This window comes from Estrella lausannensis (genome assembly GCF_900000175.1).
Taxonomy (GTDB): Bacteria; Chlamydiota; Chlamydiia; order Chlamydiales; family Criblamydiaceae; genus Estrella; species Estrella lausannensis.
Genome location: NZ_CWGJ01000026.1, coordinates 84,926 through 100,132, shown reverse-complemented (window position 1 = coordinate 100,132; position 15,207 = coordinate 84,926). Strand labels below are relative to the sequence as shown.

Sequence of the window (15,207 nt, the reverse complement as noted above, 5' to 3'; positions counted from 1 at the left end):
AGGGCGAATTGAACGCTCTTCATAAGTTATTGACCTCTAAAAATAGAGCTTTATCCAGTTTTTCATAAAATTCTCTGTAGACATTGGCGTCTGTCAGCATCTCAGCATATTGCGTGTTGTCCGTCCTGACGATGACTCGTTGAAAAGTCGTCCGTGCGGTAGCCTGACCGTTTTCGCTTTTATCTAAAATAACCATCGTAACAGTAATAAACTGCGTTTTGTCGATGGGTGTAGCTGTACCGCACAGTATTGCAACGGCGATAGCGCCCGCAACTTGTCCTGCCGACACGGCATTTGCCTCTTTCACTGCCGTAAGCACACCATATTCATATGAGGATTCCCTGATGGTGTACCCCATGTCTTGCAAAACCGACACAGACGCTTGAAGCAGCTGTTTGTCGGACGTGACATTGAATGCATGCGACTGCTGAGTCCGAATCTTGAAAGTTTCAGCGCACGGCTTCATCAGGTCGTTCGGCGGTTTGGCGCAGCTCGTGAGAATAAACGCAGTCGCGATGAGGATTAATAAAGTTTTTTTCATGTTTAGAAACTGGACGAGTGATAAGTGAAATCTTTGACTTGCTTGTCTTTATTGAATTTGACGATGATCGTCAATGTGCGCTGACTTTTACGCTGATAGCCTGACTCTGATCCACCTCCAGCGATCAACAGCCACACTCCCCCGCGCTGGGCACTGTACTCCACTTGGCTTGAGATTTTATCATAAACCCACACCTCATCTCTCATTTCATCAAGCGATACGATATTTGGAGCGCCAAGGGCAGCTGCCACGTCGGAAGCGGGCATCCCCAGATAAATTTCTCGTTGAACAGTGCCGGTCGTCAGCTTGTCGGCAGGTTCACAGTGGTGCACGGTGGCACAGGCAGTGAAACAACCTAAAAGGGCGAGTAATAGATATTTCATGGTAAGGGTCTCCTAAATAAAAGTGCGACAATTATAGTAAAAAACCAATTTCAAGCAACAAATTATTCTAGCATAACTAAAAACCCAGACTAACTAAAAAACAAACTACTTGCTTTTACATTACCACTCCGCGATGCCCAGGAACCTTCCACTAACGCCCCTTCCTAAGAACAAAGAAAGAGTTTCGTTTCCTGTCGTGATACACCCCTTCACCCAAGATCATGCCCTGATTGTTACTTTTGATGGCATTAACCAGTCTGTTCGACTGGAGTTTTTGGAAAAATTGATCTAAAGGGCTCACTCAGGAAGCGCTATTCAACTTGGCAAGACGAAATGTTATAGATGTAGCTGTTGACCTGATAAGTTTCCGTGCCCCAGCAATCGAGCAGCAATTGAAATGAAGTAATATTACGCATAAAAACCTTAATTTAATAATTCATCATCACATTACACTATTTAACCGAGAGAATGTCACCATAGCACACTAGAGAACAAAGCACGTTTCTGTTATTGTCTTTCGAAAAAGTGTCTTATGAAAATAATTTTATTTTTGTTCACAGTTTGCTGCTCGCTCCTTCTTTCTTGCGCAGAACCCGCTGCGGAAGCGCAAACAGTCTTTGAATACCTCCTGTTTGAAATCGAGCAAGATGCCGTTTTATCCACTGAAGAGCGACTTGAGAAAATTAAAGAATTCAAGCTGCGTATCGGCAGCCTCCCTAAAAACGAAGCCTCGTGGCTCACCAGGCTTCTTTTACAAGAGACCAGGTCGCGAATAACGGATATCTTAAAGCACGCCTCTCTTGAGGAGGCAGAAATTGAGACACACCTTGCCGAATACGAGCAAACAACCCAAAATGTGCATTTCATGACCCCAGAACTGGCAAGGCAAAGGCTCTTCTTTGTTGCCGACCTAAAAATTCACCGGCAGTATGTTTATGAATTTGGCATCGCCCTCGGCTGTGAGGAGAGACAGCTTCTCCGCCACGACTTGTGTAAACTCAGTGCAAAGCATTTCGAAGGCGGGTGGGAAGATGAGGAGCGTTTAACCTATCTTGCTGCCCGAGGGGAACATCAGAACGAAGAGGCCTATCACGACTCCTTCGGTCTTAACTGTGACGATTTTGATAGCTTTTCAGAGGAGAGCCTTCGCACTACTGCACTCGAGTCTGTCGCCGATTGGCTTGCCGTCACAAAACAACGGGGAGGAAGTACAATATCCTGCTCACTGATCAGTAACTTTACCAAAAACAATCCTCACCCTCGCTTGATTCCATTTCTGAAAGAGGCGCTGATCAAAGCACATGTCCACTATCTCGATAGCAAGCAAAATCCGGACACTGCTAATATTTTTGCCAACCTCCCTTGCTGGAGTAAAGAAGTAGAAGAATTTTTTGAGAGTCTGAAATGACATTGTGTGTAGGTAATGAATAAGGTTTCGACCCCTGAAGACATTTTACCGGATGGCGACGATCACACGGTAGCCACTAACCCTTTCACCGGCTTTCAAGGTAAAGCCCGTAAAGGCACAGTCGCGGCGACCTTAAACAATATCGCCTTGCTGGACGGGCTCCTTCAAGAGGATGCGGGGCAGGATCAAATTGCGGAAATCAAAAGAGCGATTACCGAACTACTCCCCTCGCTCAAAGCGACCGGCATTTTTGACCTATTCACACCGGGTGAGTGGATCTGCAGTCAAAACCATCCGGGCAGGGTCTATGTTGCTCTCCTCTATCTTCAACACTATCCCGAAGAGATCAGCGAAGAAATTGCGCATCAGCTCCGGGAGCTGCAAAGAAAAGTGCAAAACCCCTATTTCCAAACCGAACTGCAGGGCCTTTGCAAGTAGAGGCCAAAGATCCTTGGTGGCTGCATTGAAACTTTTCATTAGACTGCTGTGCCGATCATAACGTACAGTGATAATTTATACAGAAAGGCGATTGAATTATGACAAATTTACCTAAATGCCCCCAGTGCAGTTCCGATTACACCTACGAAGATGGGGCCCTTTATATCTGCCCGGAATGTGGCCATGAATGGGCGATCGAGGCCAAGGAAGAGAGTGAACCCACACCAACGGTTGTGAAAGATGCGCATGGAAATATCCTCCAAGATGGCGACAGTGTGACAATTGTCAAAGACATCAAGGTCAAAGGCTCTTCAACCGCTTTGAAAGCAGGTGTAAAAGTGAAGAACATACGCCTCGTCGACGAGGTCAACGGCCACAACATAGAAGCGAAGGTTCCCGGCTTTGGCTCGATGATGCTCAAATCCGAGATTGTGAAGAAAAGCAATTAAACAGCCTCCCTGTAGACTGCCCTAAAACTCTTGGAGATATCTCTCTGTCGTCAACAGGACCTAGGATATGCCTTCAATGAATGAATGGCTTAATTGGAAGGAATTTTCTCTCAAGGAAGAAGTGTCGGTTGAAACTAAACAGAGCAGGCACAAAACCTGAAAGGTTTTTACTAACCTGTTCCCGGCCTCCGCTACTTCTTCTATAGAGAAGATCAAAAAAGTGGAACCCTCTCCCATTGGGGCGCATTCGCTAACTTTTCCCTTTCCTATGAGCATTTCCAAATTGCAAAGTTGGGAGGACTGCCCCTTCCATGAAAACAACCGATGTTATGGCTGAACGATTTTCTCGAATGTCTGGCGAAGATCCTTCCTTTAAAATGAGTACCCAAGTCCTCCCCCGAAAGTAAAACCGCCCATTTGGACATTACTTGTGTAGACTTGAGAACTTCCCCCATGAAACCGCACTTTACCATAGGAGTACTCACCGAAAACATCGATCACAAAGTGCTCCCCCACTAAATAATTGAAACCCGTGTTCACAAAGAGGCCAAGACAGTTTCTTGAATTATTTCGAGGGACATAAGAAGAGCTGTTGTGCTGGTGAACATAGAAATAGCGAGGTCCGGCAGCGCAATAATAATACATGTTCGGACCTATCCTATAGGCGGGTTTAAGGCCGACACTGACAGGAACCGACCATAAAGCCGTTTTTTGATTTTCATTCATCGATTTGCCTGATCGATAAAAATATTCTACGGCACCGTATGCGCTGAGGGTCCATCTTCTCGTCAGGTTCCATAAGGGATAAGAAGCACAAAACTGAACATCCAACCCTCCCTTGTCATAGACCTTGCGTAGTTTGGAATCCAAAAAAAAGAAATAACCCGCTTTGAGCTCCACTGAGGGTTGCGGAGTGCAAAACGATGCGCCCTTTTGCGTCAGTTCGCCGCCAGATTGTTGGGTGGCCGATAGTGCTGATGAGATGACGACCAGAGACAAAAATAGCGTTTTGAACTTGCAGAGTGTATTCATCATGATTTGCAACTTAAGTTATGGTTTGATGACGATATGAATAGGAGAGCTTTCACTACCTTCTAAGTTAAATGCCGTGACCGCATAGAGGATGGAAACCCCCTTTTTCCTATTATGATCTTTGTAGCTGTGTGTGGAAGCATCAACCGTAGCGATTTTCTTTCCGTCCCGATAAATGCAATAACCGACGGTCTCGATTGACGGGCTCGGCTTCCATTTTATTTGATTAAACAGCTCATACTGGAATCCAAAGTTATTTTTCATTTGCTTGCCTTGAAGATTTGATGGTGGTTCCAAAGCGATTGGATATCCTAAGAAATTCAATTGCACATACGTAGGATCGTACGTGAGCGAATAATCCGGCGTGGATCCGGTGAATGTAACTAAATCAAAGGTTCCAGAAACGGCAGACGAAGTGAGAATTTTGTATGTCCCCGGCTGTGCGTTGGGATCGAGGTCAATCTCCAGCGTGCCCGCTAAGGATGCCGGTCCCGCAACATGAACCACAGAAGGGATGCTGCCCGAATCAATTTCAATATGCACCAAACTGCCGGCAACACCGCTAACTGGAACCGCTGGATTCAAAGACAAACTGCCAAGGGTGAGCGTTTTTCCCGCGTCCGGGGAGATCGTTCCGGAATTGGCAAAGACCGATCCTGACAGCACCCCGCATCCGCTTAGGGTACCTCGTTGCAAGCTAAAACTTTTATTTCTACAGACAAAAATTTGCGCTTCATCAATGCGTCCATTCACTTTAAAATTCGCATTAAAGATCATGACGGTTCCCTGATAATCTGTCGTTCCGTCGTAAACGACAGTTCCATCTCCTCGAACATACACATTAGTCCCTCCCACTCCGAAGGACGTATCATCAATAAACGCTACCTGCTCACCGAGAGTCAGGAGATCATTTGCATCGTGGGCCATGAAAGTGAGAGAGGAGCCGGTGCGCAGGAAGATGCTATTTCCCAGTGCATACCCGTCGTTGCCATCAGACCCTCCGGGGGCTCCGATTCCGTGGATTCCGGCTTGTACGCTATTGTTCGATGTGTTGAAAGTGGTAGGTATTCCCTGAAACGCTCTTATCGTGAAATTCAAATTGCTATCCACAAAGATAGCACCCCCAAGGCCGCTGCCGCCTCCTCCTCCGCCGCCTCCAGAGCCTTGTCCAACGGTGCTCGCTCCGAATCCTCCGGCCCCTCCACCGAGATTGCCAACATCTACCCCACCGGGGGCATTGAGGCCCTCGGAAGGACCTCCACCAGCGCCGCCACCCCCGCCAAGGGAATTGCCGCCATCAGCAAGGGTCAGACCGGATTGGTTGACCCCTCCGCCTCCTCCGCCGCCGCCGACTCCGCCTGAGCCCCCCTTGACAGTATAAGCGCTGTCATGGGCGCCAATGCCGGACCCGCCACCTCCGCCGCCGCCGTAGCCGCCGCTTCCTGCCTGTCCGTCAACTGCATTGGGAATAGAAGTGATGACGACCCCGCCACCGCCTCCTCCCCCGCCGTCTCCTCCATTACCTCCAGACGGTACAGTGCTGCCTCCTGGAGGTATCGCGCCCTGAGGCTGCGTGCCCTGAAAGCCTGAGCTTCCTCCACCGCCACCTCCTGAAATTACGGTCTCCCCGTCACCGCCGCCGCCACCTCCACCTCCGGCATTGGCTCCCCCACTCTTGCCGCCACCGCCATACCCAGCGGTGATCGTGAGACCATAGCCATTTCCATCCTGGCCAAGATCCTGATCGGAGCCGCCATTTCCAAGATTTGTGAGCAACCCGATCGTGGCGCGGGATCCCAAGCCGCCTCCACCGCCTCCGCCGCCGCCTGAGCTATCGGTTGAAAGGGTGACATTCCCGCCATCTCCTCCAAATCCACCACCACCACCTCCTCCGGTACTGCCAGTGGTTGTAATTGAACCTCCATTTCCGCTAAACCCGCCGCCGCCGCCGCCACCCTCGTTGCCTGTAGACGAAAGACCTAAATAACTTCCCCCATTTCCACCTATAGCGGAACAGTTATTGACCAGCACATTGATCAAGGTGATGGAAGGATTGGAACCGTTTAAAAAGAATTGAGGGGCATAAATGGCTCCGCCGGCACCCATGCCTCCGCCACCGCCCGAGATTCCATCCCCGCCATCGCCTCCTTTGGCAGCCAGGTTTTGAAAGATCATATTTTGGATCGTCACGTTCCCGATGGGGATGAAAAATCCGCTGTAAGCGCCGCTGTTGCCATCAATGGTGACTGTGGGGGTTGACCCTGGGTTACCAATGGTGATATTCACCGGATTTGAGGGATTGTTAATAATCGGCAAAATTCCATTGAGTTGAATGGTCATCGGATAGTCGAAGACAATCGCATAATCATCCGGTGTCGTGTTCAAATCTTGATTCATGGAATTCAAGCAGTATCTCAGGTCGCCAATCTCTCCTATGCCCCCGGGATTGTTATCTGAGCTGAGGGTGACGCTGAGAGTCGTCAGAGCGGATAAGGAATGCGCGGAGAACAAAAAAATCAAATATCTAAACATGAAAATACCAATATTTTTTTGAATCGTAACTCTTAAGAAAGAATTATTCAATCGATGTCAAAGCGCGGAAGGGAGGAAAATTCGCATTTCTGAGGAGTGTAGTTGGGCCTCATCGCGAACGCGACTGCAGCATAGCGACTTTTTTCACTTTGCAAGACAATATGAGGGGTCGGGTAGATGAAGAAGTCTGTTAAAAGGGCTCCCGGAATAAGTAGGATCGAGTTTTGATCCTCTTGCCGAGAAAACTCTCGCGGTGGGGAGGCAAAATCTTCGACTGTGAATGAGGATTGATAAGGAGCAAGCAGGAGCGATTGACTATCGGTGCTATCGAGAAAAAGGGAAAATGCGCTGCCATCGTAGTGAGGCTTTGTGGCGATGTAAGAGGATAGATATTTAACGACCTTGAAAAGGAGCGGAGGAGAGCCATATTTCGAGGCAAAAATCGTTTCAACCCCCAGCTCAGCCGCCGCCTCTTCAAACACATCTCCATAGGGTTGTTGTATCGTACGACAAGCTTCCAGAAAGCGGACGATTTCCGGAACCTGGCTGAACTCCGGATAGTAAGAATCTATAAACTCGTGAAAGTGGATTGAGTAATAAAAGGAGATTTGTCTTCTTCCTTCTCTTTTTGACTCATCGTAAAAGCCAAAAAAATCGGTGGAGTAGTAATTTCTTGCTTTAGAGCGAATAAAACGCTCTTTAACGCTTTGTAATTTTTGCGCCCACACGGGATTTGACTGAAGAAAGGCGATAAGCTCATCGAATTGAGCATAGAGGGAGTTAAACGCTGCCGCTCCCTGCCTTTTATCGCAAAACTCTGCATACCCCGCGTGCTTAAATTGCTCTATGAGGGGTGCTGAAAAAAGCGATTGGAATGCAATACTTAAAAAGAAACAAAGAGACAGCGTCTTTTGAAACCCCATGAATTGATCGTATATCCCCCGTTTTGGATTTGGAAAATGATTTAGGCCCCTTCCCTCCTGCTGCCTCCGCAGCCCGACGAAGATGGCACCGACCGTATGACGAAAGTGTCTTAAAATTTGTTTTTTGGGAAAAGAAAAAGCTCCCGCAGCTTGAGAAACTGAAGCGCGCTTTATTTCATGATATAAGCAGGTTGGGCGGGCTTACCCTGCAGCATTTAATGCGAAACCGGTGCAAAAACAAGATGAGCTGGAAATTCCTTCCGGGAACATGCGAACTTTTCTCACAAGCACCGCCGGCCTCTTGCTAACGGGCTGTCAACTTCCAGCAGCGATGAATTTTTTTCTGGTGAAAATCAAGCGGAATCGTCTTTTGCGATATCTCCTGGATCGAACAATCAGGAAAATACGAGGAGTCAAAGACAAACCTGCGCGAATTGGTGCTAAATAATATAACCCCTCCCGGTAAAAGGAGCTTCAATGCACATTCGATAAGATAAGCATAGTCGCGCTGGACATCAAACATCTGCTCCATTTTTTTTGAACGGGAGATCGTTGGGGGATCAATGACAATGACGTCGTAACGATTGTTGGAGCACACCTCGTCCTCCAAAAACCTTAGGCAGTCGGCGCGCACGATATGGTGGTTTTTCGTGCTGATGGAATTCAAAGCGAAATTATTTTGAGTCCATTGTGTGTAGGTATTGGAGAGGTCTACACTCTTGGTGAAAGCCGCTCCGGCAAGAGCCGCGTGAACGCTAAAGGAACCGGTGTAGGCAAACAGATTCAACAGACGCTTGCCTTTGGCAAGAGCGGCCGCCATCTGTCTTGTTTCACGATGGTCAAGAAATAGTCCGGTATCCAGATAATCCTGAAGATTCACACTGAATTTCACCCCATACTCGAGGACGGTGAAAAAGTCCTGTTCCTCAGCCTGCTTTTCGTACTGTTCCAGCTTTTTGCGCCTGATTCGCGATCGCCAGTAGATGATAGCGGGGGTTGCACCAAAAATGGAGGCAAGCACACCGTTAATTTCCCCTACCAGCTCCTCAGGAGCTTCATCCTCATCGCGGTTGAAGGAGAAATATTGGACGCAAAAACGGCCGTCATAGTAGTCGATTGCCAGCGGATACTCTTTGATATCGCGGTCATAAATCCGAAAACAGTTCGTCTTTGTCCGGTTGGCCCATTTGCGCACATGGCGGTAATTTTTGCGAATCCGATTTTTGAGGGCGGAGCTTTTGTCCTCGTGGTCGGCAATCAGGGGAAGGGATATAAAATCGTGACTCATCATGGTGTGGCTAAAATTTAAAGAGGGATGATACATCTGCTTGGCAATTTCTAGGAAGCCTCAATCGGTGAAGGGGGTGCCCTCACTTCAGAAATTAGCAAAAAGAGTGACGCTCAAACCAATAAAAAACCGCACGTCCCTGCTTATCCCGAAAAGATCCTACAAGGATCAAAATCAAATCGATAAAGCTCCAGACGCCCAGCCCGCCAAGCGTTAAAATCATAAGTATCGCCGTACCCACCTTTCCTACGTAAAAGCGATGTGCGCCGAGCCATCCTAAAAACCAACAAAGCAGCAGTGCAACAAAGCGCGCTTTAGGTGAGATATGTGCCCCACAAAAATCATTATGTGCAGTTTTCAATTGCCAATATCCTATTTTAGTAAGATTGAAGTGTAGAACTTTACCATAAAAAAACTTCCCTACTCAATCCTAATAAATTTATTAACAACTAAAAAACAAAAAGACAGAACCTGTAAGGTCTGTCTTTGAGGCTTGGAGTTGCCCCTATAAAACCGGACCACTAACTTGCAAGTTTTCGTTCCTTTAAAAACTCTCGTGGTGAGAGCATATTTAGCGCCTTATGGGGTGCTTTCTCATTATAATCATGGATCCAGCTTGGGAGCTGATCCATTACGGCCTTGGCATCCGATAGATTGCCAAACCAAACGCAATCCCTCTTAAAGGTCTTAACGAATGCTTCCGCCATTCCATTGCTTTCAGGACTATATGTCGGAGTTGTTCTGATATCCAGCCCCAAACTTCTTCCAAAAGAAACAGTTTCTTTAGCCGTGTAACAGCTTCCATTATCTGTAAGCCATTGCACCGGTCTTGAAACCCTAGCTATGTCAAACCTGTATTCGACGGTCTCCAGCATCAAATCCCTTATCGCTTGCCCATCGATTCCTATGGTAGATGCAATATAGCGCATCACTTCTCGGTCGCAAGTATCAAGCGAGAAAGCCACATGGACTTGATCCCCATTTTTGCATTGAATGGAGAAGCTGTCAGAGCACCATCGAGTATTGCTGTGAAGAGTTTCTACTTTTCCGGTATGAGCTCTTTTCGGTCTTCTGGGAGCTCTCTGCAGAAGAAGACCATTTTGCTTCATCAAGCGGTAAACTCGCTTATGATTGACAAATGCCTTGTTTTGCTTTGAGAGCTCCTTGTTCATTAATGCCAAAACCCTACGATAACCATAGGTCGGTCTTTCCTTGATGATCTTTTGAATCAAAGGAATCAACTCTTCGTCCTGAGCAATTTTGTATTTCCTTGGTCTCTTGTTCTGACCATTCAAATTTTGAATCAAATTAGAGCGGGACACTTGCATAACCTCCGCTATCTGTCTGATTCTAAATCTTCCAGTCCTGGCAATGGCTGCCGCGAGATCAGTTTTTTTTCCCGACCTATTCTTACGGCTTCCTTCAAAATTTCATTTTCAAGGGTCTTACGACCTAAAATCCTTTCTAATTCCCTGATTCTTTTTTCTAACTCTTTGACCTGAGCTTTAGGTAAAAGCTCGTCTTGGCAACTGATTCCTTTTAAAGCTCCGTCTTCCATCCGGGTCCTCCACTGAAATAGCTGACTGGGAGTTATACCATATTTCCTAGCGACTTGGGAAACAGAGTTACCGGATTGGTAGGTTTCCTGGATGATTTGGCGCTTCTCTTCGAGAGTCCATCGCCTTCTTCTTTCTACCGAGGTAATAAGTTTAAATTCAGTCATACGCCTAGTCTTACTCCTATGTCTTAAGAGCAAGTTAGGTGGTCCGGTCTAAATGGGGAGCACTCCAAGGCTGGGGGAGCTGAAGAGAAACTTTCAAAATGTTTGATCTAATTTTTACTTCGTCTCTTATTTTTTTGAGTCGTAAACGATATTAATTTCAGGCTTCTTTTTAGCTAACTGAACTAACATCTCAGGAACAACTCCATCCTTAAATTCACTGATATCGTGCTTTTTCATCTTTGTATAAGGATTATCCTCTTGTGAATCATACTTTTCGCAAACTCCTGTACGCACGTCAAGTTTGATGCTTCCGCTCACCACAGGCAACCCCACGCCCGGTTTGATAGGCTCTTGCAAAGTATCCTCAGAGGCTATAATGCTATGCAAATCTTCGGCTGCAATCCAGCTTTTGACCGCGGATAATGTAGATTCGGACCACCCTCTGACTCCTCCTCGTAGGTGAATTAGCAGCGGAGCCGCCGTATTCTCCCTGTATGCACGTATGCGCCCCAGCAACGTTTCCCCGCTGGCTTTGACTTCATCCTCGCCAGTGAAGTGAATGACGAATCCAAAATTATTTACAGGATCATAGCCTGCAAGACCAATGCAAGTAGCCAGGGATTCAGTAGCCAGAATCGGATGATAGTCCTCTTTATGACTAAATACGGCTTCGGATAACCCTGCTTCGCGAATAAGATCGGGTTCTTGGTTACTCATTGTCTCGGCAATCGACTCAATGACACCGAGAAGTTTTTGTTTGATCATTGATTTTACTTTTTCATCCACCAACGACAATTCGTCCAAATTTCCAAAGGTGAGTTCGGCTTCTTCTGCTATTTTTTTAAGAGTTTTGGGAATGGAATCGGCCTGCTCAGCGGTTAATCCTCCTTGCTTGAGCACCTCGATTACCTTTGGATCTATTGTTTCGATAATTTCTTTAGAAATCTGCTCACTGTAATTCCTCACTACAGAGTCTGCGCCTACTGGAAAAAACATAAAACACCATTAAAAATACATTATAAACAAAACAGCAGCTAATTATAGTGCGTTAGAGTATTAGCGAACAAGAACAACCTTTTTTAATGCAAAATCCGTCTTAAGGCGCTAGATTCCTATTATTGAAAAAGATGTGGTTTTTTACAAAAACCTAGTTCACACTTGTTTATTTATACCAATTGAAAATAATAATCATTTCATGACAGATCTATCTTCTTTAGGCTCTCTTTTAGATTTTGGGGTAAAATGCATGGAGCAGCAAAAAATCAAAATCACTAAATTAAGGGGGGTAAAAAAGGTGTTTTTCCCAATGCTTGTAGCTGCACATAGCTATACAGAAGGAATTTTCCGATTATGCGAGGAAAACCGATCTCCTCCCGCCAATGCTCTATTACGACCACTTTGCGAGAACCTCATAAATGCAAGATTCTTGTTTTGTAACAGGAGAAAACATGTGCACGTCTTCTACCTGGATAGTCTATTGGAAAGGAAAAAACAGCTTGAGCATGCACTAAGATTTATAAGGCACAATCCTCAACGTGCATCCGAAACCAATGTGTCCATAAAAGACGTAGAAAAAACTCTGAAAAAGATAGCCACCCAAGAGAAGAAAGTAAGAAAAAAAATCGAAAAATTTCCTGGGGCTTTGATCTTGGATACACAAGGACGGGCGCATCATGTAGACAAACACAATACCGATAACCAGATCGAATCGATTTCACTAGAATGGCTCTACATTCTTATATTCAGAAATTTAAGCGCATCCACACACATAAAATTCCTCGACTTTAGACGATATTTCAAGAAAGAGGGATCTGAAATTGTGGTGTTTTTAAGTGGAAATTCTGAAGAGACTGAAGGAGTGGTGGCACTCGCCGGTTATTTCTATAAAGAACTTCTTGGGACATTTCTGAAACTGTTCAAAAGTTCTTTGCTTGCAAAATTTGAGAAATCGTACCACCAAACCCCTGTTTCTTAGCAGTTGTTTTAATTCGGGTCGCACGAATTGGCATATTAGGAATAAGGGGGTATATTTGGAAATTTTGATTGGATTTATCGCGTCGCCACTACTTCTTTTAGGGGAATAATCCCATCCCAAATTTCCAAGTCAAGATTTGAATCACAAAGTTTATTTGCCGAGATCTCTAAATATCCATGCGCAGCTAGAAATAATTGTGCTCCAAGCAAAGATGGAGCTGCGATTATGCCACCATCGCCCGCAGTTTTGAATCGCTTCGCAAGAAATTCTTTCCCACCATACGCATAAGCTTGGTTTATTAGATCGCGAGTTCCCAAGCCTGGAAGAGCGTGTTCGAGGATAGTATTTATGTCTTCCCCCGGTTCAAGGGCAAACGAATCAATAAATTGGCTAATTGGAACAAATAATTCACAGTTGATTGATTTATTTATATCTGTAACATTAAATTTACCGGAACTTAAAAAGGCTTCACGAAAAGCGCTATAGAGAATATAATGTAATCGTATTTCATAGTTTGACATGCTAGATAAGAGTTTTAAGATGGTCAAAGCACGATCATCGCGTGATCGGTCAGATTTTGAGGCCGCCAGTGCTCCAGAAAAATATTCAGCAGCAAGTTCATTGTCGACATAGCTCCCTTCATCCAAGATGTTCTTGAGAATCCTCGGAGGCACTGATCCCGTCAAGATACCTCGTTTATCGATTTTTTCTGAGGTTCGCTTGAAAATTCTATTTAAGTTTTGAACTCGTTTTTCAGTAAATGCTTTTATACCATCTCCAATATAATCAGCAGTAGGACCTAGAACTTTAATAACTAAAGGGTTATTCGAACAGATAGTAAAAGTTAAAGCTGTAATTACATCCATTATTTCATTAATCTCCATAGAAAATCTCTTTAAAAGATAGATCTAAAGCGAAATTTCCTCAATTCTATTCACAGAAAAATATCCTGTTTTAAGCGAGAACAGATGTACAGACTTTTGGACGGTTATTGTTGAGATAGAGATTCACAACAAAACACTCTATGAGATGAGATCGGTGTCATTTTTAAAATTTTAGAACAAACCTAATCAGCCGAAAATCATATTACCGTCTCTTCTCAAAAAGTACATTATACAGTGGTTTTGGAACAACTAGGGTCTGTCAAAAAAAATGTGTAAATAACTTTGACTAGGTAGAGTGTTTTACTCTCCCTCTTCAAGAGAAAATTGCCACAGCGAAACGAAGTGTAGCTATGGTTTAATGTACTTACACTAGGAGACAGACAAATGAATCTACCTGCTAACTTTGACCTTCAAGCCGAATTGTCAAAATGTAAAACCGCCGACGATCTTACCGGCAAAAACGGCCTTATTCAGCGTCTTATAGGTAAAATGTTGGAGCAAATGCTCCAAAAAGAAATGGATGAACACCTCGGGTATGAAAAGCATTCCCATGAGGGGCACCTATCGGGAAACACCCGTAACGGACGATCCAAAAAAACAGTCAAAAGCAATTACGGCCAAATTGATCTGGAAATACCCAGAGATCGCAATGCTGAATTCGAGCCTATCGCTGTAAAAAAACATCAAAGAAGCATCAGCTCTTTTGATGATAAGATCATTTCAATGTACGCCAAAGGAATGACTACGCGGGATATACAATCGCATATCCAAGAGCTTTATGGATTTGAGATATCTCCTGCGATGATCTCGAACATCACCGAAAAAGTTGTCGAGGTTGCAACTGATTGGCAAGGAAGGCCGCTTCAGCCTGTGTATCCCATTGTTTACTTCGATGCTATCCACTACAAAGTAAAAGAAGGCGGAAAGGTCGTTTCTAAAGCTGCCTATACTTGCCTTGGGATTGATACTGAAGGGAAAAAGGATGTTCTGGGCCTTTGGATCGGGGAATCGGAGGGGGCTAAATTCTGGTTGAAGGTCTGCACTGATTTACAGAACCGCGGAGTCAAAGATATTCTGATAGCGTGCATTGACGGGCTGAAAGCCTTGCCTGACGCTATAAGGGCGATTTTCCCTGATGTGAAAATCCAGCTATGCGTGATTCATATGATCAGAAATTCTATAAAATTTATTCCTACAAAGCACTCGAAACCATTTATGACGGGGCTTAAAGAGGTATATGGAGCAAGTACCCTTGAACTTGCGGAGCAGAATCTTGAAAAGCTGCGGATGCGCTGGGAGGCGGATTATCCACTAGCAGTCAAGCCATGGATTACGCACTGGGAAAACGTGAAGACATTTTTCGAGTTTTCTGCCCCTATTCGGCGTATGATTTATACCACAAATTGCGTAGAATCGCTGCATAGGCAATTCCGGAAGGTGACAAAAAGCAAGGCTGTTTTCCCAACTGATGAGGCGTTGTTCAAAGCTCTGTATTTGGCGATCCGTGATGTAGCCAAAAAATGGACTATGCCGATACGTGAATGGAAAACAGTGATTTCCTATTTGGCGATTGCCTACGGTGACCGTCTTGGTTTGACAAACCAATGAAATGATTTACACAAAAAAATTGA

The 15,207-nt window shown here is 45.2% G+C and carries 15 protein-coding genes; 5 read left to right on the top strand and 10 right to left on the bottom strand.

From position 1 onward, the window contains the following. Positions 1-19: 19 nt before the first annotated feature. Both ELAC_RS09625 and ELAC_RS09620 read right to left on the bottom strand, forming a co-directional pair. Positions 20-541, bottom strand: coding sequence for a hypothetical protein (locus tag ELAC_RS09625; protein WP_098039076.1), 522 nt, complete (start codon positions 539-541; stop codon positions 20-22). Between the two features lie 2 nt (positions 542-543). Continuing rightward, the gene (locus tag ELAC_RS09620; protein ID WP_098039075.1) at positions 544-924 is read right to left on the bottom strand and encodes a hypothetical protein; all 381 of its coding nucleotides are present in this window, start codon (positions 922-924) and stop codon (positions 544-546) included. A gap of 532 nt (positions 925-1,456) precedes the next feature. Between ELAC_RS09620 and ELAC_RS09615 the strand changes: the two genes are divergently transcribed. The 3 genes from ELAC_RS09615 (at position 1,457) to ELAC_RS09605 (ending at position 3,219) form a co-directional block, all read left to right on the top strand. Continuing rightward, complete coding sequence (locus tag ELAC_RS09615) at positions 1,457-2,332, top strand: hypothetical protein (protein ID WP_098039074.1); 876 nt, start codon at positions 1,457-1,459, stop codon at positions 2,330-2,332. Positions 2,333-2,347: 15 nt separating this feature from the next. Beyond that, complete coding sequence (locus tag ELAC_RS09610) at positions 2,348-2,770, top strand: DUF7709 family protein (protein ID WP_098039073.1); 423 nt, start codon at positions 2,348-2,350, stop codon at positions 2,768-2,770. 98 nt (positions 2,771-2,868) lie between these two features. After that, positions 2,869-3,219, top strand: coding sequence for a zinc ribbon domain-containing protein YjdM (locus tag ELAC_RS09605; RefSeq protein WP_098039072.1), 351 nt, complete (start codon positions 2,869-2,871; stop codon positions 3,217-3,219). A 372-nt stretch (positions 3,220-3,591) separates the two neighbouring features. Here ELAC_RS09605 and ELAC_RS09595 read toward each other — a convergent pair whose 3' ends face one another. From ELAC_RS09595 to ELAC_RS09545, 7 genes are all read right to left on the bottom strand, one after another. Then, positions 3,592-4,254 carry a hypothetical protein gene (locus tag ELAC_RS09595; RefSeq protein ID WP_098039070.1) on the bottom strand — a complete coding sequence of 221 codons (663 nt, stop codon included), beginning with the start codon at positions 4,252-4,254 and terminating at the stop codon, positions 3,592-3,594. A 15-nt stretch (positions 4,255-4,269) separates the two neighbouring features. Then, complete coding sequence (locus tag ELAC_RS11785) at positions 4,270-6,783, bottom strand: hypothetical protein (RefSeq protein WP_158227865.1); 2,514 nt, start codon at positions 6,781-6,783, stop codon at positions 4,270-4,272. Between the two features lie 47 nt (positions 6,784-6,830). Continuing rightward, the gene (locus ELAC_RS09570; protein ID WP_098039066.1) at positions 6,831-7,706 is read right to left on the bottom strand and encodes a hypothetical protein; all 876 of its coding nucleotides are present in this window, start codon (positions 7,704-7,706) and stop codon (positions 6,831-6,833) included. Between the two features lie 304 nt (positions 7,707-8,010). After that, positions 8,011-8,997 carry a class I SAM-dependent methyltransferase gene (locus ELAC_RS09560; RefSeq protein WP_239414492.1) on the bottom strand — a complete coding sequence of 329 codons (987 nt, stop codon included), beginning with the start codon at positions 8,995-8,997 and terminating at the stop codon, positions 8,011-8,013. 91 nt (positions 8,998-9,088) lie between these two features. Then, positions 9,089-9,355: a TM2 domain-containing protein gene (locus ELAC_RS09555; protein WP_239414489.1), complete on the bottom strand. Its 267-nt coding sequence runs from the start codon at positions 9,353-9,355 to the stop codon at positions 9,089-9,091. A 160-nt stretch (positions 9,356-9,515) separates the two neighbouring features. Continuing rightward, a protein-coding gene (locus ELAC_RS09550) for an IS3 family transposase (protein WP_420810333.1) occupies positions 9,516-10,717 on the bottom strand; the annotation gives its coding sequence in 2 pieces (ribosomal slippage) (positions 9,516-10,393 and positions 10,393-10,717; 1,203 coding nt in all). A gap of 126 nt (positions 10,718-10,843) precedes the next feature. Continuing rightward, entirely contained in the window at positions 10,844-11,713 is an 870-nt protein-coding gene (locus ELAC_RS09545) for a hypothetical protein (protein WP_098039063.1), read from the bottom strand. A gap of 250 nt (positions 11,714-11,963) precedes the next feature. Between ELAC_RS09545 and ELAC_RS09540 the strand changes: the two genes are divergently transcribed. After that, positions 11,964-12,692, top strand: coding sequence for a DUF5677 domain-containing protein (locus ELAC_RS09540; RefSeq protein WP_158227864.1), 729 nt, complete (start codon positions 11,964-11,966; stop codon positions 12,690-12,692). A gap of 74 nt (positions 12,693-12,766) precedes the next feature. On the opposite strand, the gene ELAC_RS09535 is transcribed toward ELAC_RS09540, so the two are convergent. Continuing rightward, a complete protein-coding gene (locus ELAC_RS09535) occupies positions 12,767-13,576 on the bottom strand; it encodes a hypothetical protein (protein WP_098039061.1) in 810 nt (269 codons plus the stop codon). A gap of 384 nt (positions 13,577-13,960) precedes the next feature. Between ELAC_RS09535 and ELAC_RS09530 the strand changes: the two genes are divergently transcribed. Continuing rightward, positions 13,961-15,184, top strand: a complete 1,224-nt coding sequence (locus tag ELAC_RS09530; protein ID WP_098039060.1) for an IS256 family transposase — start codon at positions 13,961-13,963, stop codon at positions 15,182-15,184. The last annotated feature ends 23 nt before the right edge of the window (positions 15,185-15,207 follow it).

Excerpts from the sequence above, each read along its gene's own strand:
- ELAC_RS09605 (WP_098039072.1), top strand. The coding sequence starts at position 2,869 with ATGACAAATTTACCTAAATGCCCCCAGTGCAGTTCCGATTACACCTAC.
- ELAC_RS09535 (WP_098039061.1), bottom strand. The coding sequence starts at position 13,576 with ATGGAGATTAATGAAATAATGGATGTAATTACAGCTTTAACTTTTACT.
- ELAC_RS09570 (WP_098039066.1), bottom strand. The coding sequence starts at position 7,706 with ATGGGGTTTCAAAAGACGCTGTCTCTTTGTTTCTTTTTAAGTATTGCA.
- ELAC_RS09595 (WP_098039070.1), bottom strand. The coding sequence starts at position 4,254 with ATGATGAATACACTCTGCAAGTTCAAAACGCTATTTTTGTCTCTGGTC.
- ELAC_RS09620 (WP_098039075.1), bottom strand. The coding sequence starts at position 924 with ATGAAATATCTATTACTCGCCCTTTTAGGTTGTTTCACTGCCTGTGCC.
- ELAC_RS09615 (WP_098039074.1), top strand. The coding sequence starts at position 1,457 with ATGAAAATAATTTTATTTTTGTTCACAGTTTGCTGCTCGCTCCTTCTT.
- ELAC_RS09545 (WP_098039063.1), bottom strand. The coding sequence starts at position 11,713 with ATGTTTTTTCCAGTAGGCGCAGACTCTGTAGTGAGGAATTACAGTGAG.
- ELAC_RS09625 (WP_098039076.1), bottom strand. The coding sequence starts at position 541 with ATGAAAAAAACTTTATTAATCCTCATCGCGACTGCGTTTATTCTCACG.
- ELAC_RS11785 (WP_158227865.1), bottom strand. The coding sequence starts at position 6,783 with ATGTTTAGATATTTGATTTTTTTGTTCTCCGCGCATTCCTTATCCGCT.
- ELAC_RS09540 (WP_158227864.1), top strand. The coding sequence starts at position 11,964 with ATGGAGCAGCAAAAAATCAAAATCACTAAATTAAGGGGGGTAAAAAAG.
- ELAC_RS09530 (WP_098039060.1), top strand. The coding sequence starts at position 13,961 with ATGAATCTACCTGCTAACTTTGACCTTCAAGCCGAATTGTCAAAATGT.
- ELAC_RS09610 (WP_098039073.1), top strand. The coding sequence starts at position 2,348 with ATGAATAAGGTTTCGACCCCTGAAGACATTTTACCGGATGGCGACGAT.
- ELAC_RS09560 (WP_239414492.1), bottom strand. The coding sequence starts at position 8,997 with ATGATGAGTCACGATTTTATATCCCTTCCCCTGATTGCCGACCACGAG.